Origin of the sequence: Planktothricoides raciborskii GIHE-MW2, assembly GCF_040564635.1 — a bacterium.
Taxonomy (GTDB): Bacteria; Cyanobacteriota; Cyanobacteriia; order Cyanobacteriales; family Laspinemataceae; genus Planktothricoides; species Planktothricoides raciborskii.
This window is the reverse complement of the sequence record NZ_CP159837.1, coordinates 5,375,082-5,402,021: the sequence shown is the minus strand read 5'-3', so window position 1 is coordinate 5,402,021 and position 26,940 is coordinate 5,375,082. Positions and strand designations below refer to the sequence as shown.

Annotated in this window: 22 protein-coding genes and 2 pseudogenes; 13 read left to right on the top strand and 11 right to left on the bottom strand. The window is 42.7% G+C overall.

Translation table 11 applies throughout. From position 1 onward, the window contains the following. The first annotated feature begins 261 nt into the window (after positions 1-261). A complete protein-coding gene (locus ABWT76_RS23110) occupies positions 262-3,627 on the top strand; it encodes a VPA1262 family protein (protein ID WP_354635007.1) in 3,366 nt (1,121 codons plus the stop codon). 138 nt (positions 3,628-3,765) lie between these two features. Here the strand turns inward: ABWT76_RS23110 and ABWT76_RS23105 are convergent, their stop codons facing one another. Together ABWT76_RS23105 and ABWT76_RS23100 are read right to left on the bottom strand one after the other, a co-directional pair. Next, positions 3,766-4,140 (bottom strand): type II toxin-antitoxin system HigA family antitoxin, encoded by a 375-nt coding sequence (locus ABWT76_RS23105; RefSeq protein ID WP_054466092.1) that lies wholly within the window; start codon positions 4,138-4,140, stop codon positions 3,766-3,768. A 14-nt stretch (positions 4,141-4,154) separates the two neighbouring features. Further along, positions 4,155-4,253: pseudogene (locus tag ABWT76_RS23100) on the bottom strand (type II toxin-antitoxin system HigB family toxin); the annotation flags it as partial. Positions 4,254-4,679: 426 nt separating this feature from the next. On the opposite strand from ABWT76_RS23100, the gene ABWT76_RS23095 reads away from it, so the two are divergent. Together ABWT76_RS23095 and ABWT76_RS23090 are read left to right on the top strand one after the other, a co-directional pair. Then, entirely contained in the window at positions 4,680-4,922 is a 243-nt protein-coding gene (locus ABWT76_RS23095; RefSeq protein WP_054466091.1) for a hypothetical protein, read from the top strand. Between the two features lies 1 nt (position 4,923). Next, entirely contained in the window at positions 4,924-5,310 is a 387-nt protein-coding gene (locus ABWT76_RS23090) for a type II toxin-antitoxin system VapC family toxin (protein WP_190878913.1), read from the top strand. A gap of 249 nt (positions 5,311-5,559) precedes the next feature. Here the strand turns inward: ABWT76_RS23090 and ABWT76_RS23085 are convergent, their stop codons facing one another. Both ABWT76_RS23085 and ABWT76_RS23080 read right to left on the bottom strand, forming a co-directional pair. Next, positions 5,560-5,790 carry a type II toxin-antitoxin system HicA family toxin gene (locus tag ABWT76_RS23085; protein ID WP_190878911.1) on the bottom strand — a complete coding sequence of 77 codons (231 nt, stop codon included), beginning with the start codon at positions 5,788-5,790 and terminating at the stop codon, positions 5,560-5,562. Positions 5,791-5,797: 7 nt separating this feature from the next. Further along, positions 5,798-6,073, bottom strand: a complete 276-nt coding sequence (locus tag ABWT76_RS23080; protein WP_242049929.1) for a type II toxin-antitoxin system HicB family antitoxin — start codon at positions 6,071-6,073, stop codon at positions 5,798-5,800. Positions 6,074-6,767: 694 nt separating this feature from the next. Here ABWT76_RS23080 and ABWT76_RS23075 point away from each other — a divergent pair. After that, positions 6,768-7,870, top strand: a pseudogene (locus ABWT76_RS23075) (IS630 family transposase). Between the two features lie 45 nt (positions 7,871-7,915). Here ABWT76_RS23075 and ABWT76_RS23070 read toward each other — a convergent pair. The 5 genes from ABWT76_RS23070 to ychF form a co-directional block, all read right to left on the bottom strand. Then, positions 7,916-10,945: a glycerol-3-phosphate acyltransferase gene (locus ABWT76_RS23070; RefSeq protein WP_354635005.1), complete on the bottom strand. Its 3,030-nt coding sequence runs from the start codon at positions 10,943-10,945 to the stop codon at positions 7,916-7,918. Positions 10,946-11,125: 180 nt separating this feature from the next. Then, a complete protein-coding gene (locus ABWT76_RS23065) occupies positions 11,126-11,692 on the bottom strand; it encodes a hypothetical protein (protein WP_054466087.1) in 567 nt (188 codons plus the stop codon). Then, a complete protein-coding gene (locus ABWT76_RS23060) occupies positions 11,692-13,293 on the bottom strand; it encodes a hypothetical protein (protein WP_354635004.1) in 1,602 nt (533 codons plus the stop codon). The genes ABWT76_RS23065 and ABWT76_RS23060 overlap by 1 nt, the downstream gene beginning before the upstream one ends. Positions 13,294-13,565: 272 nt before the next feature. Continuing rightward, a complete protein-coding gene (locus ABWT76_RS23055; protein WP_354635003.1) occupies positions 13,566-13,925 on the bottom strand; it encodes a phage holin family protein in 360 nt (119 codons plus the stop codon). Between the two features lie 23 nt (positions 13,926-13,948). Further along, positions 13,949-15,040, bottom strand: coding sequence for a redox-regulated ATPase YchF (gene ychF / locus ABWT76_RS23050; protein ID WP_054466083.1), 1,092 nt, complete (start codon positions 15,038-15,040; stop codon positions 13,949-13,951). 106 nt (positions 15,041-15,146) lie between these two features. Between ychF and ABWT76_RS23045 the strand changes: the two genes are divergently transcribed. The 4 genes from ABWT76_RS23045 to ABWT76_RS23030 all read left to right on the top strand — a co-directional run bounded on the left by ABWT76_RS23045 (position 15,147) and on the right by ABWT76_RS23030 (position 18,461). Further along, positions 15,147-15,299, top strand: coding sequence for a hypothetical protein (locus ABWT76_RS23045; RefSeq protein WP_156331687.1), 153 nt, complete (start codon positions 15,147-15,149; stop codon positions 15,297-15,299). Continuing rightward, positions 15,300-16,787 carry an aminotransferase class I/II-fold pyridoxal phosphate-dependent enzyme gene (locus ABWT76_RS23040; protein WP_054466082.1) on the top strand — a complete coding sequence of 496 codons (1,488 nt, stop codon included), beginning with the start codon at positions 15,300-15,302 and terminating at the stop codon, positions 16,785-16,787. Positions 16,788-16,827: 40 nt separating this feature from the next. Then, positions 16,828-17,430 (top strand): precorrin-6Y C5,15-methyltransferase subunit CbiT, encoded by a 603-nt coding sequence (gene cbiT, locus ABWT76_RS23035; RefSeq protein ID WP_054466081.1) that lies wholly within the window; start codon positions 16,828-16,830, stop codon positions 17,428-17,430. 161 nt (positions 17,431-17,591) lie between these two features. Then, on the top strand, positions 17,592-18,461 hold the full coding sequence (locus tag ABWT76_RS23030) for a phosphatidate cytidylyltransferase (RefSeq protein WP_054466080.1): 870 nt from the start codon (positions 17,592-17,594) through the stop codon (positions 18,459-18,461). Between the two features lie 579 nt (positions 18,462-19,040). On the opposite strand, the gene ABWT76_RS23025 is transcribed toward ABWT76_RS23030, so the two are convergent. After that, positions 19,041-19,829 carry a DUF2993 domain-containing protein gene (locus ABWT76_RS23025; RefSeq protein WP_054466079.1) on the bottom strand — a complete coding sequence of 263 codons (789 nt, stop codon included), beginning with the start codon at positions 19,827-19,829 and terminating at the stop codon, positions 19,041-19,043. 219 nt (positions 19,830-20,048) lie between these two features. Here ABWT76_RS23025 and ABWT76_RS23020 point away from each other — a divergent pair, with 219 nt between their 5' ends. Further along, positions 20,049-20,819 carry a pseudouridine synthase gene (locus ABWT76_RS23020; protein WP_054466078.1) on the top strand — a complete coding sequence of 257 codons (771 nt, stop codon included), beginning with the start codon at positions 20,049-20,051 and terminating at the stop codon, positions 20,817-20,819. Between the two features lie 213 nt (positions 20,820-21,032). Further along, a complete protein-coding gene (locus tag ABWT76_RS23015) occupies positions 21,033-21,923 on the top strand; it encodes a RodZ domain-containing protein (protein WP_054466077.1) in 891 nt (296 codons plus the stop codon). Positions 21,924-21,978: 55 nt separating this feature from the next. Here the strand turns inward: ABWT76_RS23015 and malQ are convergent, their stop codons facing one another. Next, positions 21,979-23,475 (bottom strand): 4-alpha-glucanotransferase, encoded by a 1,497-nt coding sequence (gene malQ / locus ABWT76_RS23010; protein WP_054466076.1) that lies wholly within the window; start codon positions 23,473-23,475, stop codon positions 21,979-21,981. A gap of 151 nt (positions 23,476-23,626) precedes the next feature. On the opposite strand from malQ, the gene ABWT76_RS23005 reads away from it, so the two are divergent. The 3 genes from ABWT76_RS23005 (at position 23,627) to ABWT76_RS22995 (ending at position 26,918) form a co-directional block, all read left to right on the top strand. Continuing rightward, positions 23,627-24,055 (top strand): NUDIX hydrolase, encoded by a 429-nt coding sequence (locus ABWT76_RS23005; RefSeq protein ID WP_054466075.1) that lies wholly within the window; start codon positions 23,627-23,629, stop codon positions 24,053-24,055. A 114-nt stretch (positions 24,056-24,169) separates the two neighbouring features. Beyond that, complete coding sequence (locus ABWT76_RS23000; protein WP_231636741.1) at positions 24,170-24,811, top strand: Uma2 family endonuclease; 642 nt, start codon at positions 24,170-24,172, stop codon at positions 24,809-24,811. Positions 24,812-25,193: 382 nt separating this feature from the next. Continuing rightward, a complete protein-coding gene (locus ABWT76_RS22995; protein WP_242049928.1) occupies positions 25,194-26,918 on the top strand; it encodes an adenylate/guanylate cyclase domain-containing protein in 1,725 nt (574 codons plus the stop codon). Positions 26,919-26,940: the final 22 nt, after the last annotated feature.

Sequence of the window (26,940 nt, the reverse complement as noted above, 5' to 3'; positions counted from 1 at the left end):
AATTATCTGGATTTACGTTTACGAACAATGATCTGAAAAAGCGAATTATCGAAGATGACACTCATAGGTAGAAATCGTTTTTGATTTTTTTCTTCTGAGCAATCGCTGTGTTTTTTGTGTTTTTCGAGTAAATTTAGCTGGTTTATCCGGTTTCACTCGCGTTGGTGAAATAAGCAATTAATATTTATGCTGATATAGAGCAATATTATATATATTATAATCTAGATATTAACCAATTATTACCGAGCCAAAATTATGTCCATGAAATCTGAAAAAGTTACCAGTTTAATGCAGTCTTTAGAATCTCTAAGCAATGATAATCGCTTGTCTAGATTATTTAGCCGTAATCCTTCGGATGCTTGTGATTTTACTCTTTGGCTTTTAGAAATAAAAAAGAGTAAAAACGCAAGAGAATATCGTTTAATATATGCCTGGATTATCCCCAGATTGGTTCGTAATTTAAATTATTGGTCTATCAGCACATTACTGGACAAGTCTAAACTTAAACTATATCAATTAACTTTTCATCATCATGGCCAAGTAATTTTTGATTTAATCAAAGAACTTTGTCATGGAAATGATTTAGCATCAGCCTGTCAGCAGTTTAAATTAAATTTACCTTTAAGAAAGGGTATAACTCATCCTTGTGGACAATTTTGTATTGCCCCTTCATCACAAGCAGTCGCTAATTTATTTTCGGTTAGACCAGTGGTTTTTGTTCAACCTACATGGTTTCAAATGACCATAATGGATGAACTTAAATCAATATCTAGTCCTAATCAAGTTGTCCCAGCTTTTGTCGGTTCCCTTAGTCGTCTTGGAAAACTGGATCTTTTTCAATCCCCCAATGATATAGATCCGAGTCAATACAATGATTTCGTCAAGGATTTTCTTGTTAAATTGAAGGAAGAAACAGGGCTGGATTTTTGTGGTACAGATAGCAAACGCTTGGGCAATATCGAATGGTTCTGCTTTCCCGCCGCCGATGATTATGAAAAAGCAAACGTAAAAATAAGCTTTGACTCTCCTGCTTACAAGGCAACCATTGAAATTCCATCAGGAACTATTCCAATAGGCACGCAAGCTACAATACGTTGCCGTCTGTACAACGATCGTGAGGTTAGCCTTGATTGCTTAAAAACTTTGGATATTGTTGATGAAACTAAAAATGTGTGTGTTAGTTGCAAAACTCAGCAGGAAATTACTAAGTACATGGTGACAATTTGGATAAAAGCAGAAGAGCAAGATGTAGCAGAAATATGGTATGAAAGTTCATCTCCACTGCTCAAGCAAATTAAGATTAATCAAGGATTAATAGGGTTTCAAGGCCGAATGAAATCAAATTGGCTTCAAGAGGCTGGTAAAGCTAAAAAATTAAAGGAACAAGTTGAGCAAGCTGAGATCGTTACACAAACTCATTATGAACAGTATCCTATCCGCAGTAACCAGATCGATCCTTGGATTATGGAAGGTGAGGAGGTTTACTCATCGGTTAAAACTATTTTCTCTAAACCTTCTGAAGGTTTGTTTATTAAAAATGGTTGGGGTTCGGTATCTGATGAACCTGGAAAATTTACTTTTTTCAAGTGGCTTCAATATTTAACAGATGATGCCTCAGCAAGTAAAGTTTTAATAGTGGATCCATATTTTGATGAGTCAGGAATCTCAGAAGTGATTGCCAGAGTCAGTGCTGTTCAAGCTGAATACATCGTTATGGCAAATACCCAAGCTAATTCTTCATATCCAGAGGATCCTAACCTGGACAGAGAACCTAATCGGGCAACAAGGCTTAAAGAAATCTGTAATAGAACTGATATACAGTTGTTGTTATCTCGGCTAAAATTTAACCTTTTAGATGTCAGAAGTTTAACAGAGAAAGCCGATCAGTTATTTCACGATCGCTATATCATAGTCTATAATAATGAAGGCAAGCTGAAAGCTGGTTATCATTTATCTAATTCTATTCAAGGCGCTACTAGCAACCATCCACTCTTAATTACGCCAATTCCTTATGATATTCTTGGAGATGTTGCCGCATATATCCAAGAACTACGCAATCCACCGCCTGATAAAAACTACAAGGTTATCCAACTTTATCCATTTGGTGAATCTTATACAAATCAGCAGAATGGAGAAATCGAAGAGAATCCAAGTGATACTCTAGAAATAGAAACCGAACTCAATGAATTAATTGAAAGGCTGATTAATCCTAATGATTTAGCTGAATTTACTCAAATTTGGCAAAAAATTTGTAGTTTTTTGAATCACAGTTGTGATGTGAATGGCGATCTCAATAAAATTATTGATTCTGATGGAAGCGTTCTAGCAAATAAACTTGAGCAAATGCTCATAAAAATACCTAAGCAGTTAGCTTGGCCTATTAAATCATTTAAGGCAGATACTCATCTTGAAGCTAACAGGATTAAAGATTTAATGAAATTAAATTTTGCCAAGGCTATCCGAAAATCTGACTATCTTTTGAACTCGGTTGATTGGCAAATGTGGTCTATCTGCCTTGAAGATAATGGCATCAGTTACGCAACTCAAGTTCTAGGAGCCTTAAATTCAGAAAAACTCGTTCAGACTATCTCAAAGCTACAACAAGCTCTTGCCAATATACCTGACAATGAATCTGAAAAGGTTAAGAAATGTAATTACCAACACACAATTACCTTCATGCTGAAGCAAGTTATACTTGATTTACTAGAAATCCGCTTTGGATATACAAAAAATAGTGATTTTTTGCCATCTTTCTTAAAAAGCGATATTCCATTAGTGCGAGCTATTGCGGCTCGCAGTCTGTATTATGGCAACTATTCCAAAGTTGATTCCGATCAAGTTTTTGCAACTCTATCAGTCCTACCGGAATTAGAACAACTTTATACCTTAGCTGAATGGATATTTGAACTAAGGACTAAAGCCAATTGTCAAGAAAAAACAGAGAATGAGGACTTAAAGAAACTCCGACAAGACATATTTACTAAAATGCGTCAATGCTTTCCTTCGACTATATCCGATTCAGATTTTGAAACAGTGGTACATCGTTTGAGTGGGCCTAGTGAAGGAGATTGGTCAGTTTCCACAACTGAAGATTTTCTAATGCCATTAGTTGATGATGGTAATTTGTGTATTGATCGAGTAACAGAGTTCTGGCTGTCATTCCTTTTTAATAAGTTTAAAATACAAATGTATTCAAAATGTAATAAGCCAAAGAAAAAAGAAGATGAAACCATCGAATCTATATTCTATGATTTATCTTATGGCATCGAGTTAATTCAAGTGGCAGCCTGGGCGATCGTCAATTCTCAGATAGAGAGAAGAAATTATTGGATCGATCAAATAATCAAGTTACAACAAAATGCTCAAAATATTTTAGCCCAACCATTTCTCAGATATCGTCAGTATCAATATTGGAATAGAATAAGTCTATGCCTACTTTGGTTAGCTTTACTAACAAATTTAGTTTTAGAAGATAATGATGGCAATCACAGTGGGGAAGGCTTTGATGATTGGTTGCAGTTGGCAGAATCGACTGAAAAAATATTAGGTGCCACGTTGGAAGAACATCCTATGCCTATTAAGAAGTGGCTGTGGGAAGTTGTATCCAGTTATAGAAAATTCACCTGATCCCCACCTCAAAGTATTGCTTCATCAATCTCAGGAAAATCACCGGCAATATCTGGCAATGTAGTCAGTAATTTCAGCAGAGAATTAGCAGCGATCGCTCTTCCATCGGCGATCGCCTCCTGCTTAATTGTTGGTGACTTACGCGGGGATTTTTGCCTGATAGGGTTGAATGAGAATTTCAGCAGGAATTCCCAGTTCTTGATTCAACTTCCGAATCATATTCAAAGTCAAGGGACGTTGCCGAGATAATACCTCAGATACTCTAGCTCGACTGCCGAGACAGGACTCTAGATCGCGACGAGACCATCCACGAGTTTCCATATAATAGTGAATCGCTTCGATCGGATCGGGAATGGCGATCGCAATTTGTTTTTTCTCATAGACTTCCACCAAAGTGCTGAGGATATCTAAGCGATCGGACTCAGGACTGTTTGGGGCGGCATTAAATAGTAACTCGATTTCTCGAAGGGCTTCCTGATAATCGGTTTCAGTTCTAATTGGGCGCACTTCCATATATTGACCTCTATTTAAACAATTTCTGCATCTACTTTGTCATACTCGCTATGAGTGCCAATAAATCGGATGAAAATAATTCCCAGGTCATAGCGAATTGCTACAATCAGCCGATAAGTGTTGCCATTTTGGGAGCAAGAGGCACTTTAACTATAGAACAAACGGCGAAATCTTTATCGCTTTCGCTAGAAAAGGTGAAAATATTTCGTTAAATCGCCTCGGAGGTCAGAAACCCGGTTTCTTTGCCGGTTGTGAAAGGTTGTGAAAGAGCGATCGCCTATTTTTGCTTTTCTATTTAATCTAGAGATAACATTAATAAAATTGAAATATATCGCAGTGATGACGATTTGCGAAAGAGCGATCGCGCATGAATCCCTGCCATGACGGTGGGTTACGGCGGATCTAAATATCACGGTTTTTTGCTACATATTGTCACCGCCTAACCCACCCTACAAATTGCGCTACAACTTTTAGAATTTTGGACTTTTTGAATATTTTGTGGTATTATAGGATTAAATATTCTGCATTACCGCCGAAAAATGTCTTTTTCCTCTGCTGAGAAACTGCTCCTAGAAATTCAAGAACTCCCGGAAGAATCTCAAAAGATTATTGCCGATCTGGTTGCAGTCTTAAAAAAACGTTATGAAACCAAGCAAAACTCACCGATTAATCCTCTGCAATTAGAGGAGCAACCTTTTATTGGAATGTGGAGCGATCGGCAAGATACCCAAAACAGTAGTCAATGGGTGAGAAATATCCGACAACAACATTGGCATCAGTAAAATGAACTCCATTTTGATCGACACCGATCTCTTGATTGACTTGGCAAATAACGACTCAATTGCTAAAGAACGTCTGGTTAAAGAATCACAAAAATTTTTGCTAACAATTAGTATAATTACTGAGTTAGAGTTAATTGTTGGCTGTCGCAATAAACAAGAGTTAGAAGCTTTGGACAAATTCCTTAGACAGTTTTCGATTTTTCAACTGAACCGTGAGATATCTACCAAAGCAGAAGAATTAATGCGTAGCTACTATCTGAGTCATGGGTTATTGATAGCAGACGCTTTGATCGCTGCCACAGCGATTGAAAATCAAATTCCCCTACTGAGTAAAAACCAACGAGATTATCGCTTTATCTCTGAACTGAATTTATTGAAATATCCATAAATAAAAGCTTTGATTTATTGCGCTTCTATTTAATCTAGAGATAACATGAATAAAATTGAAATATATCGCAGTGATGACGATTTGTGAAAGAGCGATCGCGCCTCAATTCCGGGAATGATGGTGGGTTACGGCGGATCTAAATATCAAGGTTTTTTGCTACATATTGTCGTCGCCTAACCCACCCTACCACTGTCTCTTTTGGCAAGTGAATCGCTTCGATCGCCTCCGATATCAGAAACCGGGTTTCTTTTACTTTGAGGCGTTGAGAAAGTCTTCGGGAGTAATATCAGCTTGCTTAAGAATTGCCCGGAGAGTTCCCTCTGGCATATCCCCTGGGTGATTGGGAATAGTGGTATAAAAATTTCTGTCAGGATTATACCAAATTTCATGGCTGCCTGCGGCTTGTCGGTCAAAAACGAAGCCAAAAGATTTAAGAATTTTGACAATTTCTCGATAACGAAATCCAGCTAATCTGCCCATTTTTCACCTACTGCCCCACTACTAACGGATAGTTGAAGCGATCACCTATGGGTTTTAATAAGTCTGTTTGGTTTCGTTCCGCTTTGGCTTCTAATAGTTTTCGTGCCACATCACGGGCAATTTCCAAGGTTTCAGTTATGGTTCGTCCCTGGGCCACTAACCCAGGCAGTTCATCAGAGGTTGCCAAGTACACCCCTTCTGGGAGTTTTTCAATCTGAAGGTTAAGGATTTTTTCCATAAGGTCGAGAAAGGTGAGGATGCTAGAAAATCGAGATTTAAGCAAATTTTATCAAATTTTCCCAATCATCTAGCCAAACTATTCTACCCATTTGTCACCTATTGCCCCACCACTAACGGATAATTAAAGGGATTCCGCTTTGATCGGATTCCTTGCGGGAATCGCCCGTTGAGGAAAAAGAAACCGGGTTTCTATGACAATTTTTGTGTCAAAACTGAGATGGTACAAAGAAACCCTGTTTCTGACTCCAGGTTTTTTTTCGTGGGAAAGCGATCGCATGAGCAAAAGGACTCCACAATCAAATCAGCCTGATTTCTGAGGTAAGATAAAACCTTGGGCGATCGGGTATGATATGCTAACCCAATCTTCAAGTTAAAACAAGTTAAAACAAGTAAAAAATACGAATCAAAATATGGCTATAAAATCTATCCATAGACTAGAATCACTGCGAGTTCAAAATTACCGAGCATTACGGGATATATAATTAAAAATTATTACTCCAGTAACGGTATTTTTATCGCCGAATGGCAGTGGAAAATAAACCATTTTTGATGTATTTGCTTTTTTAGCTGAATGCTTTAGTGATGGATTGAGGAAAGCCTGGGATCGCCGGAGTAGATTCCGAGAATTACACAGTAGAGATAGTCAAGGAAATATTGTGTTTGAGTTAACATAAGCTGTTCGGCACTTAAATTGGGTATAATAGCAATAAAAGTTCAGCCAAATCACCAGCACGCGAATGCCAGCCAAGAATCATTTAACGCCAGAGACTCATCTGAAACTTCAGAAAGCCTTGAAAGAGGAAGAAAATGGAGAAATCCGAGAAAGGATTTTAATAATTCTCTTACTCAATGACGGAAAGACACAAGCTAAAATAGCTGAATTTATTGGCTGCTCAATTAACACAGTTTCATACTGGTGCGTTCATGGAGATCCAGACAATCTAGAAAGTTTAAAAGATGAAAGAATGAAAGGAAACAACAAGAAAGTTACAGATGAATATATATAAATTTTATTAACAACTATAGAGACCGAACCCAAAGAACTGGGATATGAGTTTGGAGATGGACGGCTGCGAGACTAGCTACTTATCTAGAAATAGTTACTGGAATTAAACTGAGCGGGTCTCAAGTGCGGAGGATAAGGTAAAAAAAGTATGTTTACCTGTGGGCAAAGTATAGCTTGGATTTCCAGAGAAATGAGGTCAATAGAGAAGCATTTTAGCCAAAAATAAAAAAATATTTGCAAATAGAAAAAAAAGAGCTTTTACAGGTATAATTTTGGGACGAAAGCGGATCTAGTTTAAGAGTAATAAGAAGAAAAAATTGGTATAAAAAAGGAAGACCTCGTAAGTAAGGTAATGGGAGCAGAAAAGGAAGGGTCAATGTAATGGGATCATTCGGGTACTCCGCTCAAAAAAGATTTGTATATTTTTTAAATAAAAGCAATTCGGAAAGTTTTTATGACGTTCTACAGATTTTTTATCAAGAAGTAATAGAAGAGTGGGTTGACCGAGGGAACCGAGCGGAAGATTTTTCTGTGACCAGACCAAAAATTGTGATAATTCTGGACAATGCCAGTTTTCATAAAAAACAGGATTGCCTTGATAAAATTGAGTCAGAAATGCCAAACATACATCTAGAATTTCTTCCAGAATATAGTCCAGATTACAACTTAATGGAGTTGGTGTGGCACTGGAGTAAAGAATATATTGCCAATCGACTATTTACTTCAATTGAGGAACTGGAATTTTTATTACATAAATTATTAAATCAAGGAGGTTTAATTATTAAATGGTCTCGAAAGTTAAAAAACAAGGGAAATGCTGTTATCCCAGTTTAAATGCGGAAGAGCTTAAGTAAATTTACTGATTGTTGCAGGGTAATTTTAGAGCAATTCGACAATTCCTTGACCACCATCAATTCTGACTAGATCGCCATCGCGGAAAATTTGCATGGCATCGTGAATGTCCATCACGGCGGGAATTCCATATTCACGGGCAACGATCGCCCCATGAGAGAGTTGACCGCCCACTTCGGCAATGATGCCCCCAGCGCGGGCTAACAAAGGAGCCCAACCAGCGTCGGTATAGGGGACAACGAGAATAGTTTCTCGGTCAATGGTGGCGGATAACTGCAAAGTTTTCAGAATTTTGATTCGACCTTGAATCACTCCGGGACTGGCACCAATTCCCTGGATTTGGGCTTCGGAAGTTACGAGGTAGGATTTGGGACTGGTCGGGGGAGAGTTCCCATAAACAATTAGCGGGACTGAGGGAATTTCCGCATCTTGTTGCCGTTGATCCCGACGGGCTTCGATTAAGTCATACAGGGGATCGAGAACTTCTTCGATTAGTTCAGTGTTCGTGGCAATACTCGATAAATCCAGGGGCAATAATTGACGAATTTCTGATAATTCCAAAAAAAAGATATCTCCGGATTCAAAAAATAGTTCGGCATTGAGCCAAAGTTTTTCTAAGGCTAAGATACTCCAGCGCAGTTCCGCTAAAAGTTTATGATAAACTTCTGTCACTTTGCCTTTGAGTTGAAGGCGTTTCTGGACAATGTGGGTTGGGACGTTGGAGCTATAAGTTTTGACTGGGACAGGGGAGGGATGAAAAAGCAATTGGGCAAATAAATTTCTTAAGAACCGGGGGTTTTCTTTCCAGCGAGGAACGGTGATATCGGTGGCTGTTTCGCTGAGATATCCGTAGCGGTTAAGGAATTGTTCAAATTGATCGAAGACGGTTTGACCTTCGGGAATTTCCGCTAGAGTGGCAAAGAGTTGGGAAGAGTCACCGCCTTGGTTTTGATAATCTGGCAACAGTTGATTTAAATTAGGCAGTAGCATCCGGGTGTTGTTGGCGAGTTCTTGGAGCGATCGCACTGCGGCCACTTCCGGGGTTTGGCTATAGTCTAGTTCACTATCTTCTACTCGCAATAAAGTTCGACGGAAAGCAAAACTTAACGGGGCTAAAATACTGTAGTAGGTGCAATCGGAAAGCAATTCTAATATCGCATCAATTCGTTCAATTAGGGATTTCGGGGTTAATTTTATGGCAGTGAAATCCCAACTTTGATCCCGTTGTTTTGCCAGCTTAGTTAATGCGTGGCCAAAGCGATTTTTATAGGCTCTGTAAAAGTCATCGGCTAGTTGGATTTCTCGACCAATTAATCGAAGCAAACCGGGAATATTTTTCAGGGTAGCGGTGAGGGGAGGTTGGCTAAATTTAGATCCTCTGGTGAGAAATTCTAAGCTTTCTGGAGGTAAACCCATGCGGCGAAAAATTTCTCCTAATAAAGAGGCGTTAAAATAAGCCTGAGAATAATGTAAGGTGGCGGTTTCTTGAAAATTAAGACCTTGGGCTTGGTCTTGGAGGACGAGGGTAAAAAGTTCACCCCAAACACCGCAGGTTAAGGGACGATTAATTGACCAAGTGAGGGGATGAATGATTCCGGGGATGACTTCGGCGGCAATTTTGCGCGTCCAAATCGGTAGTAAGGTGGTGATGGGACGACTTTGCAAAATCCAAAATTTTTGGCCATCATAAGTCCATTCGATGTCCTGGGGGATGCCGTGATAACGGTTTTCTATGTGACGGGCTAAAAAAGCGATTTGTTCGATGACGATCGCCGGAATATCGCCTTTGCCTTGGATGGGCAGGTTCAGGTCTGGGGGAAGTTTCCAACTGCTATTTCTGATATTTTCCGGGGGATAGCTTGTTGAATCGATCGGATCGGTGGGATCGGTGGCTTTCGCTGCACTGACCAAAACTTGATAGCGTTCCGGGGTTTTTTTGCCAGAGACGACTTGGCTACAGTCTCCCGGTAAGGCTTCAATCATCACCGCGTCTCCCTGACGCTGGATCGGGTCACGGCTGAAAGCGACGCCAGAAAAGACGCCGCGAATTTGGGGCTGAATTAAGACAGCGATCGCCGCATCGCCAATGTTTCGATCTTGCCGATATTTGACTGCCCCAGGGCGATCGTAGGAGTTTAAACAGTCAGTAATCGCTTGTTGCAAGGCAAGGCGATCGCAAATATTCGGGATACTGGCATACTGACCGGCAGCGGAAGCAGTATCTAAATCTTCATTAATCCCGGAAGACCGGACAATAAAAGGAGACTTGGGGCTAGGGTTCAGGCTGGCGATCAAAGCTTCCGGGTCATCTCCGGGCAACAGAACCCATCCTGGGGGCACCGGATAGCCCCAGCGTTTCAGTTGAGAGAGGGTCGCCGCTTTTTGACCGACTTTTCTGGGATCTAGGGGTTGATTCAGAGTTTTGCAGGCGCGATCGCCCTGAAAAAAACGAAACATCTTCTCCGACTCTCGGTGAGTTTCTTCTGGGGGGAGGTCTAAATCATCGGGCATTTGTGCATAAATCCAAAATAACAACAGACTTAGAATAGCCGCTAACCAGGTTCGCTCCCACTGTTGCCAATATAATAGTGCCGTAATCGTGGGCATGAGTATCAACACCCCAGTCCGTCCCCATTGGCGTTCCCGCAAAATGGTAAAACTCACCCCACCAATCAAAAAAATCAACCCAGCAATGCGCCAGTCGTGGACGACAAACCCCCAGACTACATTGGTGGTTCCCGCGCCTTTGCCCAACCAATAACGGCCCATGACCAAAGCAATTAAAGCCACCAATTCCCACTCTGGGTTTTGGGGAAAAAATTGCCTTGCTAATAAAACCGCCGCAATTCCCTTGAGGGCTTCTGAAATCACCGCCAAAATTCCCGCCAATTTACCCCCGTGGTAAAAGGCTGCCGACACACCAATATTGCCCGTACCCAATTCGGCCAATTTTCGCCGAGTCAGGGCCCATGTAATCCAGGCGATTAGGGGTAGTCCGCCCAATATAGGACAGACGGTGAAAATCAGAAAAGCACCCCAAACTTGCGTTAAAGTCATTGAGCGATAAAAACTAACTAATTCGGTTGATTCTTCAGTCCCAATCTAGTTTAGATCCTTTGTCAAGTGGTTGGTGATGTTGGCTAATGTTGGTTAATGCTTCTTAAAAGCGATCGCCTTGACCTAAATCTCATCAAGCTTGAACAGTAATCAAAGTCTCAATGAGTAATTATGCAGACCTCACTGATTCTGCCAATTATCCAGTAAATCCCAGGGTTGGTTATTATCAGTCACTTGGACTTCCTCGTTATTCTCAAATCTGACTTTCACCGTCACTCCTGGCGGAACTTTCAGTTGATCTCCTTCATAAAGTCCCGTTCCCCAGGTAGAGTGATAATCTTTAAACCCAGCCCAAGAATGCCGTTTGATTTGAAATTTTTTACCAACCGGATACTCAGCAATTTCTCCCAGTTTTTCAGGATGCCGATGTTGAGACTTTTCCCCCGCTTCACAAAAAGATAGTGTTGTGAGTCTTTCAGAGATAATCTGAGAACTTCTGAAAGGAACGGGAATCGGACAAATATTTTTCACTGGAACTCTTCTCTCTTGCGCTACGGTCACTATTCGATCATTATGATCGCATTGTACTTTGACCGTCACCCCCGCCGGAACTTTTAACTGATCTCCGTCACGAAGCAAGCTTTCATCATCCTTATTGGGATTATACTTTTCAAAGCGATCCTCCCTATCCCGTTGAATATAAAATTCGCCGGAATAATATACAATTTTACCGAGTTTTATAGACATTATTTTACTCCTTTATCTGTCTTTTCTATCATATCTAAATAGGTTTGACCTTGTTTACTCCATTCAATTTCTTCTAAAGTTTCATCGCTGGAAAATTTAATACATTTTGCCCAAGATTCTTTTTCATTTTCTCTGTATATCTGCCAATTCTTCGGCATCTGATTAATTTGTTGATAGACGATTCCTAAAAGACAATAATGATCGGGATGTTTGCTTAATTCTGGTAATGTATTGGTAATGTCTCTGGCTGACTCTAGCCAAGACAGGGCATAGTTATAATTTTCTCGATTCAAGTAACCCCACCCATAATTTGTCATTAAATTATACGTTACTCGATCGCTGGCTCCTTTGCTATTTTTCCAACCCTCTGCAACCAAGGGAATAGTATTCGTGGTATTTTTTTGCAGATTATATGCTCTGGCAAGTTTATTTAAGACTACTAGGGTAGCGTCTAAGTTTGGCTGGTCTTTTTTTGCCTGAGCAACTTGCAATCCTTCTCTAATAGTTTTTTCCGCTGCCTCATATTCAGGTTTTCCTTGTTCCACCAATACCCTTGCCAGTTTTGGATAAGCCGGAGTATATTGAAATTTTACCGCTAATTCATATTTTTGTTGGGCAGCCTTCAGTTCTCCTGCTTGTTCATATTTTTGTCCCAAATAATCGGCGATGTTTGGAACTAGCAACTTATAAAATATCAAAATAAATCCACAAAGAAATAAAGAAATTACCGCACTGACTTCATGGACATATTTTTTATGAATCTTCCAACTTTCTAGCCAAATTTGAATATCTTCTTTGCCTTTTTGAGTGAGGGCTTGTTTTCCAGAGAAAAAAGTCAAGACTGTTGGCGAAATTAGGGCAAATATGCCTAAAGCATTATCGGAGTCTCCGGCAAAAACTTGGGCGGCCATGTCTCCGACTAAGCTAACGGAAATTGTTAAGAAAAACCAGGTTAACAAGTTACAAGGCAAGTCCAGCCAATCCCAGAATGAGAACCTTTTAGGAGTAGGGGCTGAAGGCTTGGGTTCGCAATACCACCACCAGGCAGTTTGGGGGGGATGGAACATTTCCCGCCATTCATCTAAGTTAATTAGACTAATTAATGTTTGCCATTGTGGGGATTTTAAATAGCGATCGCCTCTTTTCAGTTGTGCCAAAAGTTTACCCGTCAAAACGGGGGTTTCTTGGCTTAAAGCCCATTGTACCCCATCACGAGCGGTCAGCACTTCTAATATCTGTTCATGGGTTATTTCTTGGCTTAACTCTTTGGCAAAAGTAGCCACAGCAGTCTGGATCGTTGGGTCAATTTCTGTATCAATACCATCAGCATTCAAAGCGAGATTAATGATTTTAGCCGCGATCGCCTCCAAAGACTTTTCGGTCATCACCTGCTGAGTTGCTTGGGGGACGACTTGCGGCAAATCAAACTTCTCTGCCTTAGAATTAAGCGCATCACGAGTAGCGGACTTGACCGCATCACCTAACACCGCATCCCGGACAAGTTTCGCCTGAACGATCGCCGCTGTTTGGATCCTGCTTTCAATATCGGCGATCGCGGCATCATACCGTTGAATTGCTGCTTCTAGTTCCGGGACACTCATTCCTATTACCGCCCTTTTAGAATTTACTTAGCGCTTAATTAGGGTTTTTACTTAGCGCTGACACTAACCGAGAGTCATTCACCGAATCAAATACCATAGATCAACAGGAAGATACTCTCTATATTAACCTGAGATCGACGAAACTATACACTTCTGGCTTTCCCCGGCCAAAAAGCCCCCCTTGTTAAGGGGGGTTGGGGGGATCGAAAAATGCCATCCGGCACGCTTTGCGATCGGACAACCGGGTTTATTTGCCTATTAAACGATTTCCCCTAAATAGGAATAAAACTCAAGAGGATACTGTTAATAAATCCCAAAGCAAGGGAACCAAGCAAAGCACTCCAAATTCCCCAACGCAAGCGAAATCCTTCCACCAGATAAGCGGCCAATCCAAAGATAATCATATTCAGCAAAGTTCTTAAGAGAAAATCTGAAAAAATTCCCCCTAAAACTGGCACAGTTACTACAGCAATAACCGGGCGGACTAGGGCATTTAAAATGCCAAATACCGCTGCGGAAAATAAAGCTTTGTTAAAGTCATCAATTTCTACGCCAGTGGGAATTTTGGAAATAATCACAAAGCTGATAGCCGTGACCAGCCAAATGATCAACAGTTGGATAATGTTAGCCATAGGAAATTATCCCTAATAATAAACTACACATTAAATCGGAATAACATCACGTCTCCTTCTTGAACTACATATTCTTTTCCTTCACTGCGAACTAAACCTTTTTCTTTGGCGGCTTGCATAGAACCGGAAGTCACCAGGTCATTATAAGCAACGGTTTCAGCGCGAATAAATCCCCGTTCAAAATCCGAGTGAATCACCCCAGCAGCTTGGGGGGCAGACATTCCTTCGTGAATCGTCCAAGCGCGAGTTTCTTTTGGTCCGGTGGTTAAGAAAGTTCGCAAACCTAATAATTTATAAGTAGCCCGAATGAGGGTTTTTAATCCCCCTTCGGCAACCCCAAGAGATTCTAGAAAATCCGCTCGTTCTGCTTCGGGAAGTTCCACGAGTTCTGATTCTACTTGGGCAGAAACAATGACTACTTGAGCAGCTTCGATCGCCGCTAATTTTTGCACTTGTTCCACCCACTGATTCCCCGTGGCTAAGTCATCTTCGGAAACATTGGTGGCGTAAATCACGGGTTTTGCGGTTAATAAACCCAAGGGTTTAATGATTTCTTTTTCTTCTAAGGATAGGGGCAACAGTCGGATGGGTTGACCTTCATTTAACGCGGTTTGTAACTTTTCTAATACCACGAGTTCCTCTTGGGCATCTTTGTTAGCCCGGGCTTGCTTGCGAGTGCGATCGCACCGTCGATCAACCTGGGCTAAATCCGCTAAACAAAGCTCTAGATTAATGACTTCAATATCTCGCAACGGGTCAACGGAACCGGAGACATGAATAATATCATCATTCTCAAAACACCGCACCACATGAACGATCGCATCCACTTCCCGAATATGGGATAAAAACTGGTTGCCCAACCCTTCGCCCTTGCTGGCACCTTTGACCAAACCGGCAATATCCACAAACTCCATCCGGGTGGGGACGGTTTGTGCCGAACTCGAAAGTTTTGTCAGCACCTCCAACCGTTCATCGGGCACCGCTACCACCCCGACATTTGGTTCAATGGTGCAAAAGGGAAAATTCGCCGCATCAGCCTTGGCATTGGCGACCAAAGCATTAAATAAGGTAGATTTACCAACATTGGGTAGTCCGACAATTCCGGCTCTAAGCATAGTGAATAGTGATTTAAAATTATTTGACCTTAGTCACAATAGCAACAAACTATCTAATTAAAACCGATTCAAGGGTAAGATTGGGGCGAGAGGATTGCCCCGGTAATTGCCCCAACAAATTCGATTTGTGCGTAAGTTCTATCACCAGCAAATTCAACCAGCAAATTCAACCAGCCAACTTAACCAGCCAACTCAACCAGCCAACTCAACCAGCCAACTCAACCAGCCAACTCAACCAGCAAACTCGGCGGTGCATTGAATGCCTAGACTCGACCAAAAATCAGCCCCATTATTAGAAACCCTGCAATTAATGGCCCAAAGTCCTGATGCCCCATTTTACGCACCAGGGCATAAGCGCGGCCAAGGAATTGACTCAGAATTGCGGACGTGGCTAGGAAGGGCAATGTTTCAAGCCGACTTACCGGAATTACCGGAGTTAGATAACTTGTTTGCCCCCCAGGGCGCGATCGCCACCGCCCAGGAGTTAGCCGCAGAAGCTTATGGCGCTGCCGAAAGTCGCTTTTTGGTCAATGGTTCGACTGGCGGAATTATGGCGGCAATTTTAGCCACCTGTGGTATGGGTGAAAAAATTATTCTGCCCCGCAATATTCATCAATCAGTGATTTCTGGCTTAATCCTCTCTGGGGCGATACCGATTTTTATCTCTCCCGAATACGATCCAGAGTGGGACTTAGCCTATTCTATCTCAACCTCTAGCCTAGTGGCAGCGTTGGCGGCGCACCCCGATGCCAAGGCAGTAATGATCGTCAACCCGACTTATCATGGAATCTGCGGGGATATCCTTGAGATGGCCAAAATTACCCATCAACACGGGATTCCTCTATTAGTCGATGAAGCACATGGAGCACATTTTGCCTTTCATGGGGATTTACCGATCGCCGCATTAGCGGCTGGGGCTGATTTAACGGTGCAATCCACCCATAAAGTCTTAGGGGCGATGACACAAGCTTCTATGTTGCACGTTCAAGGGGATTTAATCGATCGCGATCGGTTAAATCTAGCCCTACAGATGGTGCAATCCAGTAGTCCCAGTTATCTATTGCTGGCTTCTTTGGATGCAGCCCGTCGGCAGATGGCGATCGCCGGTACTGAACTCATGGACAAAACCTTGGCATTAGCGGCAACAGCGCGGGCAAACATAGCCACAATTCCGGGTTTGAAAGTTTTCCACGGGCCAACCCTGCCCAGTCCGGGGTTTTCTCACCTCGATCCCACTCGTTTAACCGTGAAAGTCACAGATTTAGGACTCACCGGCTATCAAGCGGATGAAATTTTGCATACACAACTGGGTGTAACCGCCGAGTTACCGGGATTACAGCATCTAACTTTTATTATTAGTCTGGGAAATACGGCGGCAGACATCGATCGCCTGGTGGCTGGTTTCAGGCATTTGTCCCACCTCCATGTCTCCCCCCTTTTTAAGTGGGGGGGATCGATGCTTTCCCCGGAAGGTTCGGGGGGATCGATCGTCCATCCCGTGTCACCATTGACCCCGCGAGAGGCTTTCTTTGCTGCCAAGGAAACTTTACCCATTGAAGCCACCGTAGGGCGCATTAGCGCCGAGTTGGTTTGTCCTTATCCCCCCGGAATTCCCGTATTAATACCTGGAGAGGCGATCGCGCAGAATTCTTTAGAATTCTTACAAAAAATTCTGGCGAATGGTGGGACAATAACTGGGTGTAGTCAGCCGGATCTGACCACGCTAAAAGTAGTCATTAGTCCTTAATCCTTATTCGTTTGTTAATCTTTAATTATTGATATGTACTATGCCTTGTTCTTTGTGGCCGTATATTAGCCCTGGTATTTCTGATGATTTATTTGAACGCTTGCCCGGTATTCCCATGAGCAAAAGAGAAACCAGGATTTTGTTGTTAGCGCATTTGCGTTTAGAACCAAATACCGTCCTCTGGGATATTGGTGCAGGCACGGGAACAATTCCCGTAGAAACTGGTTTATTATGTCCCCAAGGTCGGATTATTGCCGTAGAAAGAGATGAAGATGTGGCTAATTTAATTCGCCGCAACTGCGATCGCTTTGAAGTGGAAAATGTGCAAGTCATTGAAGGCAGTGCCCCCGAATGCCTCAAAGACCTGGCCGAACCACCCACGCGAGTCTGTATTGAAGGGGCAAACCCGATTAAATCTCTGCTCAAAGAAGTCTGGAATTATTTGCAACCCAATGGTCGAGTCGTCGCCACTGCGGGCAATTTAGAAAACTTATATGCTATTTCAGAAACTTTTTCTGAGTTACAAGTGCGTAATATAGAAGTCGTACAAACTTCAGTGAATCGGTTAGAAACCAGAGGCCGAAATCAAATTTTTGCCGCGATCGATCCAAGTTTTATTTTGAGTGGGGAAAAAATTGATTAATAGCGATGAATAACTCAAAAAAAGAACCCTGTCACCGAAATCCAATTGGCGGCAGTGATGCTTTTCGTCAAAAAACCAGGTTTTTCACCGGGTGACAATACAGACTAGCGGCTGAAGCTCAATTGAAATGTTGATTCCCAGATTATTTAATCATTAATGCTATGCCTGTGCCTCGAATTATCAGCGGAATTGTTGCGGTCATCCTCGCTTTAGGGATGATTCTCCTAGGCGGATGGTATTTCACCGTTGGCTTGGGAATTATCATCTATCTAGCTCAACTGGAATATGTGCAGCTAGTTCGAGCGAAGGGCATTATCCCCTCAGCCAAAAATACATTAGTTTTGAGCCTGATTTTACTGGCAATTTCTACGGTATCTTCTACCTTAGCCGATGCCATGTTGCCCCTGGCTGGGACTTGGATTTGTTTCTATCTGCTATTTAAGCCAAAAATGGCCACAATCGCCGATATTTCTGCTTCGATTCTTGGCTTATTTTATGTAGGATATTTGCCCACATTTTGGGTGCGGTTACGGGGAATAGAAAATGCCGAATATAGTAATCTGCCCTTTGGCGGCTTTTGGCCAGAAAATTGGCATCATCTAACCCAAATTCCCCAAGGATTAACGATTACTTTTTTATCCTTCTGTTGTATTTGGGCGGCAGATATTGGCGCCTATATTTTCGGCAAATGCTTAGGCCGTACCCCGCTTTCGGAAATCAGCCCGAAAAAAACCGTTGAAGGTTCGGTATTTGGTATTAGCGGCAGTGTGCTTGTCGCCACTATTGGCTCTTGGTATTTGCACTGGCCAACTTGGCCGGCAACCGGGATTATTTTAGGTCTTTTAATTGGCATTGCCGGTCTTTTGGGTGACTTGACGGAATCCTTAATGAAACGGGATGCGGGGGTGAAAGATTCGGGAACCCTAATTCCCGGACATGGCGGGATTCTCGATCGCACCGATAGCTATATTTTTACCGGCCCATTAGTCTTCTACTTTGTCACCTTAATTTTACCTTTATTACCGAATTAAAATCAGAAACCGGGTTTCTATCAAAATCTCTATCAAAATCTCTGATTTGTAGCAGAAGCGATCGCAGAAACCCGGTTTCTTGGTTATTTATTCGTTGCTGCCAAATAACAACCAACAACAAAAACAGGGAACAGGGAACAGGGAACAGGGAAAAGAGGAGCTTCAGGAGCTTCAGGAGCAGAGGGAGCAGAGGGGAGAGTGAATAGTGATATTTATTTTACAGCGGTTTTCTGGTGAGTAAACCACACCCGTCGGGGATTAAAATCCCCGCCTCATAGCGTAAGCCTGCCCCCGCGAAGGCCGCCATCGTCGGTTAAAACCGACTAATCATGCTTGGTAGGGGTCAAAGGCTGTTGACCCCTACAGAATTTTAGTCGGTTCTAATGGAAATCTTGCATCAGTGGCAACAAACGTCGGGGATTCATTCCCTGGCGGTTAATGTAGTTTACCCAGTAGAAAACCGCTGTAACTTGTACGGGCGGATGGCCATATAGCCTGACGGATTATGCTCCGCAAGGACGCCCCTACGACTTTCCCCAACCAACAAACAACCAACAACAACCAACAAACAACAAAAAATTACGGCGTCACCATGATTTGCCCTTGACAAGTTAGCTGACCGGGCAGCAAAGTTAATTGGGAAATCATCACCGATGACCCGAAATCCCAGGAAAAATGTTCTAAATAAATTATCTCTTGTCCGGCAATATGTAACTGAGGGTTGACTAAATAGAGTTGATGGCCATTTCTGATTTCTAACCCCATCTGGAGGACCGCCGATTTTTTCCCTTCTGTCTCCGCGATCGCGTTCGCGTAGCTTTGCGGATGCAGCATCGCTGGTTGGCAAAGTCCCGTCAATGTTAATTTATCTTGGCCTAAATTAATTTGTAACTGTTCCCAAGAGTTGACCACAGAATGTAACCAAGAGTCTAAAAATTCTTGCATAGCTTGGTTAAATAACGGGGATGCTAAAGAAGCATCAATATCCCCTTGAGTAAACTGTAGCTGGGCATTAATGGGAACGGGATCGATTAGATGCAGAGGTTGCCCTTGGAGCACTTCTCTAATATTGAAACGAATTCCTGTCCCTTCTAACCATATTTGACTCAAGCTAATGCCTTGATAAATGGCATGACTGGCAGAAATTAATACCCCAGGAATTGACCCGGAAAGGATTTGCCGGTTGCCACCGGAAATGGTTAATTGCAAGTTTTCGATGGCGTCTAGTTGCGATCGCAACCAAAACTTTAGGGCGGGCGCCAGAATTTTACTAATTAGTTTTCCGGTTAGTTTTCCTGACTTGGGTGAAACTTCCTTGACGGCATCTAATGTTTTTGCTGATTTAGACAAAATAAGGTTAGAACTCATCGGGTAATTACTGAGTGGTTGACGGTTGAATGATCGATCCAGTGTAGTCAATTCTACAGACTACGGACGCAGCAATCGGGTTTCTGGCCGCCTGGGTATCGCATTTTTACTCAAGAAACAGTAAAATTTTGTCAGGAGTTGTGTGCTCGGTGGGCGAATCGCCTCTCGTACTTTTCAACTCCTGAGTCACTGTTCTTATACCTGACCGCAGTCCCAACTATGCAAACTAGACTGCAAAAAATCTTATCTCAATGGGGAATTGCCTCTCGTCGTCAAGCGGAAACCATGATTCAGCAAGGACGAGTGAGGGTCAATGGTCAAATTGTCCATCTGGGACAAACGGCCAACCCCGAAGTGGATCGAATTGAGGTCGATGGTCGAATCGTTAAACCCAGCGATCGGCCTGAATTGGTCTATTTGTTACTTTATAAACCTGCGGGGGTTGTGTCTACTTGTTCTGATCCCCGGGGACGCCCCACGGTCTTGGATTTGCTGCCGTTACCGATGCAAAACCAAGGCATTCATCCCGTGGGTCGCTTAGATTTTCATAGCACGGGAGCGTTATTGTTGACCAATGATGGGGAGTTAACTTATCAATTGACCCATCCAAAACATGGAATTTCTAAAACTTATCAGGTCTGGGTGAAAGGTCATCCCCCGGCATCAGTGTTGGCAAATTGGCGAGCCGGAGTTCTACTGGATGGTCGCCAAACTCTACCTGCTGAAGTTCAGATGTTAAAACAGGATCGGAAAATCAATCAAACTCTTTTGCAAGTGGTACTCAAGGAGGGACGCAATCGACAAATTCGCCGCGTGGCGGCTTTGCTGGGTTATCCCGTGGTTGAGTTACATCGCAGTGAGATCGGGCCGATTACGCTGCGATCGCCCACCGAGAACTTATCCCCCTTATCCCCTGGTGACTATCGCCCTTTGACCTCCAAGGAAATTGATTTTTTACAAAGTCAAATTTCTTGGAGTAAAACTGATTAGGGAATGCAAGAGAGTGGCGGGTCTTCTTGGGCAGAACGGTCAGCCCCCGTGCCGACGGGGGCAAACAGTCAACCACAAAATAATTGATAGCTAATAATTGATAATTGACAATTAAACAAAATTATCAATTATCAATTATTAGCTATCAATTATTAATTATCAATTATCAATTACTGCCAACCAACAACCAATAACTAATCAGGAGTGAACGCCATGAAAACCAGTCAAAAGTCTGAACAACTGATTAACGAACAAACAAAACAGGCACAAATTCGGGAAAAACAGGTGGCTAAACTGGCGGAAATTGGCGCTCAACTCCGTCAAACCCGCTTGGAACAGTCGATCTCCCTGGAAGAAGTGGCGGTGCATACGATGATTCGACTGCAAATGCTTCAGGCGATTGAAGAAGGGAAACTGGAAAGATTACCTGAACCGATCTATATTCAAGGGTTACTGTTACGATATGCCAAGTTTTTGGGCTTCGATGGCAGGGCGATCGCCCAGGATTTTCCCATCAGCCAAAAAAGATTTGTTTTGAAGAAATTTTGGTTTGATTTGTTTAGTTATTTACCCCGCTTCAAATTTCGCCCCGTACATTTATATCTAGTTTATCTGGCTACAATTATCCTATCGGTGCAAACTTTATCCAAGCAACTGGATCAATCAGCCACCCAAAGGGCTAACCAAGAACCAGGGAGCAAAACCGTTGCACTGGTAGCAACTCAGCCATCTGGATCTGCGGTGCCACCAAAGAATCCCGTAGTTCAAAACTCCTTTTTGGCCAACCCACTAAACGCCACACAGCAATCAGCCCAGAAACCGAGTCCCCCAGCACAGGAGTTCAATAAATTTGGGGGGCAAGGAGTAAAAGTTGGACTGACTTTGAAAGATGCTTCTTGGATCGTGATTGAAGCAGACGGCAAAATGGAATTTGAGGGAATGTTGCCCTCCGGCACTCAGCGCACTTGGGAAGCTTCGGAGAAACTGGTGGTGGTGGCAGGGAATGCCGGAGGGGTTTTGTTAGCGGTCAATAATGGCAAAGCGGAACAAATGGGCGCCCAGGGACAAGTGATCCAAAGGGAAGTGCTGATTTCTCGACCCTAATTTGACCTAATTTGACCTAATTTGACCCTAATTTGACCTAAGACAGTTCTATGGATCAGCGTCCGAATGTTTCGGTCATCATTTTTAGGCGATCGCGGATTTCTGGAGTCAGCGCCCCAAACTCATAGCGCCATGCCCAGTTCCCTGAAGGCTTACTCGGCACATTCATCCGGGCTTGGGTGTCCAGTCCTAAAAGATCCTGAACCGGAATAATCGCTTGATTCGCCACTGAAGACAGGGCTACTTGAATTAAATCCCAATGAATTCCCCAAGACCGAACAGGGCCTAAATAAGCCAAAGCGCCCAAGCGTTCATGTTCCGGCATTTGATTAAACCAGCCAACGGTGGTGTCATTGTCATGGGTGCCGGTATAAACTACACAATTTCGGTTGTAGAAATTAAACGGCAAATAAGGATTTCCTGCTCCCGAACCGAAGGCAAAGTGCAAGATTTTCATCCCTGGAAATTCAAACTTATCCCGCAGTGCGTCTACCTCTGGGGTAATCACCCCTAAATCTTCCGCAATAATTGGCAATTTACCCAATTTTTGCTTAATTACTTCTAGTAACTGTTCTCCCTTTGCTTTAATCCACTTACCATTCATGGCCGTGGTTTCCCCTTGGCGGACATTCCAAAAAGACTCAAAGCCTCGGAAATGGTCGATGCGAATCACATCCACATAAGCTAACATGGAACGAAATCGTTCTACCCACCAATGGAAATCGGTTTTTTCTAGTCGGTTCCAGAGATACACTGGGTTGCCCCAAAGCTGACCTGTAGGACTAAAATAATCTGGTGGCACTCCTGCCATGCCTGCGGGTTCGCCAGTTTTCATGTCTAGGCAAAAGATTTCTGGATGGGCCCAAACATCGGCACTATCGTGGGCGACATATATAGGAATATCGCCAATAATCTGAATGCCTCGTTTGTTGGCATAAGATTTAAGTTCTGACCATTGGCGGAAAAATTCAAACTGAAGAAATTTACGGAAAAAAATCTCTCCGGGTAAACGCCGCCGCCATTGTTCTAAGACTGCGGGCTTGCGTTTGGCTAGGTCTGGTTCCCAAGTATGCCAACTGGCCCCATTTAAGGTTTCTTTGATGGCCATAAATAAGGCATAGTCATCCAGCCAATAGGATTTGTCGTAGCAAAACTTTTGAAACGCTTCTTGTTGTTTGCTGGTGGCTTTGTCCTTGAAATTTTCGCAGGCTTTTTTCAGTAGAGGCATTTTGAAGGCGATCGCCCGTTCAAAATCTACTCGATCCGCTGGAAATTCTGGCAGATCGGTCAAATCCTCAAAGGCAAGCAAACCATCTTCAAGAAGGCGATCGAGGCTAATTAGCATAGCATTCCCCGCCATTGCTGAATAGCACATATAAGGAGAATTACCATACCCCGTTGGCCCAAGGGGCAAGATTTGCCAAAACTTTTGGCGACTTTCTGCTAAAAAATCAATGAATTTACGCGCTTCTATCCCTAAATCCCCGATACCGAATCGACTGGGAAAAGACGTGGGATGAAGCAAAATACCGCTCGATCTGGGAAAAGGCATGAGCCCTCCTCGTAGACAGGAATCTTATGCTGGCTTCGTGCCAACATGATGTGTTTCTGAATTTATCATGTAACGGCACAGTTATAATCTAATCTAATCAAACCACCATAAAATTAATCCTATCTTTACACTTTTAAACTTCAAGGACCCTATGACTTATCGCAATCCCGCTCCCACCGTTGACATTATTATTGAACTGATCGATCGCCCCGGTCGTCCCATTGTGCTGATCGAACGGCAAAATCCGCCTCTGGGTTGGGCGTTACCCGGTGGCTTTGTGGACTACGGCGAATCGGTGGAAACTGCGGCGGTTCGAGAGGCCCTGGAAGAAACCAGTTTATCAGTAGAATTAATTGAACAATTTTATGTGTATTCTGACCCCGATCGCGATCCCAGGCAACATACCCTGAGTGTGGTATTTATTGCTAGTGCGATCGGTGAACCAAAAGCTGCGGATGATGCCAAACATTTACAACTTTTTGAAATTTGGCAATTACCCCAACAATTATGTTTCGATCACGATCGCATTCTCAAAGATTATTGTTATTATCGACGTTACGGACAACGACCCAGAATTTAAATGCGCGATCGACCCTGGAGGGGCGAAGCATTCGGGCAAGCAAATTAGCGATCATAACAAATGATTTATTTCCCCGAATGCAACGCCGCCCTCCCATAGTCGTAGGGCAAAATTTTGCCTACCTTACCCATTGCCTTAAAATCCCATTACAATATATATAACTTATCGGAGGATTATCCCATGCTGCAAACCCTCACCAAAAAAACTTACACCTTTGAGGAATATCTGGAATACCATGATAATACCGATCTCAAATATGAACTTGTAAACGGAGAACTCATCCCCATGCCAACTCCCAGTGGACTGCACGCAGATATCATGGTCTTTCTGTTTAAGCAATTCGACAAAGAGATTGAAAGACTTGGTTTGGACTGGAAAGTCAGACCTGGAAATATCGGCGTTCGCACCTCTTTCAATAAATCCAGAATTCCCGATTTAGTAATTATCACAGAAAGCCAACGCCAAGAACTCAGAGAAATGACTTCTGCGGTACTGAAATCTCCCCCTTTATTAGCCGTAGAAATTGTCAGTCCGGGCAATGCGATCGATGATTATCGTTACAAACAATCTGAGTACGCAGTGCGGGAAATTCCTGAATATTGGATTGTCGATCCAGTTGAGGCAAAAGTGTCTGTATTAAAGCTGGTGTATGGACTCTATGATATCACAGAATTTAGCGAAAATCAAGAGATAAAATCCTCAATGTTCCCAGAATTAACCCTAACGGTTGAACAAGTTTTAAATGCTGATAATTAGAGATATTTTAAGCCGCTTTAAGCCGCTTTCCTGTAGGCGATCGCGAAAGCCTCCCGGAGAGAATCGCACATCGTCCTTGTCTAGTATCCAGTGAAACAAATCCTACTCTCTTCTTTATTCTCTCTCCTCTATTCTCTCTCCTCTCTTATCGAATCGGTCAAATCCTGAAGGGGGTCGCGAATTGCCTCGTTCCTCCCATGATAGGCATCTGATATGCTTAAATTGGCAATGAGTAAGGGCGGTGACGGGGATGTGCCACGATCGGGGTTGAATTTGCTATTAGACTGAACCCCTAGATCCAAGATTGGTGTCGGGCATATGTGGCAAAATTCAATGAAATTGGTATGATCTGTTTTATTGACTGGATGGATCACAAATTACCATGCAGAATTTGCGTCAACACTTCTCGGCCACGAATCTTAAGGGTTTTCAGCAAAAACCAGTAAAACAAAATCATCACCGGGGTGAACTGAATATCACCGGAAAATTTACTTTAGCGTTTTTTGGTTTGTTATTATTATTGGCTGGGGTCGCCACAACCGGGTGGGTATCTTTGACTTTTGTCCGCCGGGAAACCGAAGCGGCGATTATTACCAGTAGTAAACTCCAAGGATTAGTATTTAGAATTAAAGCAGAATTCGATGACGCTCGTGAGGCAGAGAGACAATTTTTTCAGAATTGGTCTAGGACGGATTTACGAGAAGAAACCCAAGCACAGGTAGACAAACATCAGCAATCTGTTGAAAAATTATTGCGTCATTGCGATGAGTTGCAAAAGTTACTTTCTGGGGTGAATATAAGTCCCGCTTTGCGAAAATCTCATCCCCAGGTTATTGCTTATGTAGAAATGATTATTAACTATCGCGATCGCTTTCGAGAAGCGGTGAATTTAGTGGCCGAATTAGATATGAATGAAAGCGGGGCGATCGCTCGTTTGGAGCAAAAATCCGATTTATTGCGGGATACTTTACTGCTAGAAGAAGACCCGGAAATTATTGCCTTATATAATCAGATGAAGGCTGAGGAGAAAGAATATTTTTTAAACCGCAGCTATCCGGCAATTAATGCTCTAGAAAAAACTCGAGAACTCTTGGCTGAACATATTGTCAAACTCAGAACATTTGATCCAGAAAGACAAGCTCGATCTTTAGTTTATCTGAGAGATTATCAAGGAATTTTGCAGAAAATTGTCAGCCTGGATCTGGAAATTCAGAATAAGATTGAAAGCTTTGAACAGCAAGCGTCTGAATTGTCTGAGAAACTGATTGTCTTCTCTAACGAAGAAATTGAACGCGCCAGACTTCAGATAGAAGCCACCAGTCGAGCCGCTACGATGTTATTAGTAGCCGCTTTGGTTTTAGCATTGGTCTTAGCCGCTGCGATCGCCGAGCAATTTTGGTGGGCACTGAAACAACTAGAAACCGAAAAAGAAAAATCGGAACGCTTACTATTAAATATTCTACCCTCCCCGATTGCCGAACGCCTCAAAGAAGAAGAACAAGTGATTGCCGATAACTTTCCAGAAGTCACCGTATTATTTGCGGATATTGCTGGATTTACGCCCCTCTCTGCTTCCTTACCCCCCACAAAATTAGTCCAATTGCTCAATGAAATCTTTTCTGCGTTTGATGCCTTAGTTGAAAAGCATGAGTTAGAAAAAATTAAAACCATTGGCGATGCCTATATGGTGGTCGGTGGGTTGCCCTATCCCGACGCAAATCATGCGATCGAGATCGCAGAAATGGCCTTAGATATGCAACGAGTTATTAAAGATTTCAACCAACGACATCAAACCAATCTCAATATGCGGATTGGGATTAATACTGGCCCCGTCGTAGCGGGAGTCATTGGCACCAAAAAATTTATCTACGATCTCTGGGGGGATACCGTTAATACAGCCAGTCGCATGGAATCCCACGGCATCGTTGGCGACATTCAAATAACCGACTCCACCTATCAGCAATTACGTGATAATTATGTAATTGAAAAACGCGGAGTCATTGAAGTAAAAGGCAAAGGAGACATGACAACTTATTTACTCAAACAACGGAAAATGTCATCGGTGATTACTGTACAGCCTTCGATTCATCAAGCCCGTTCAAATTAATATTTGATATTTGGTATTCTTA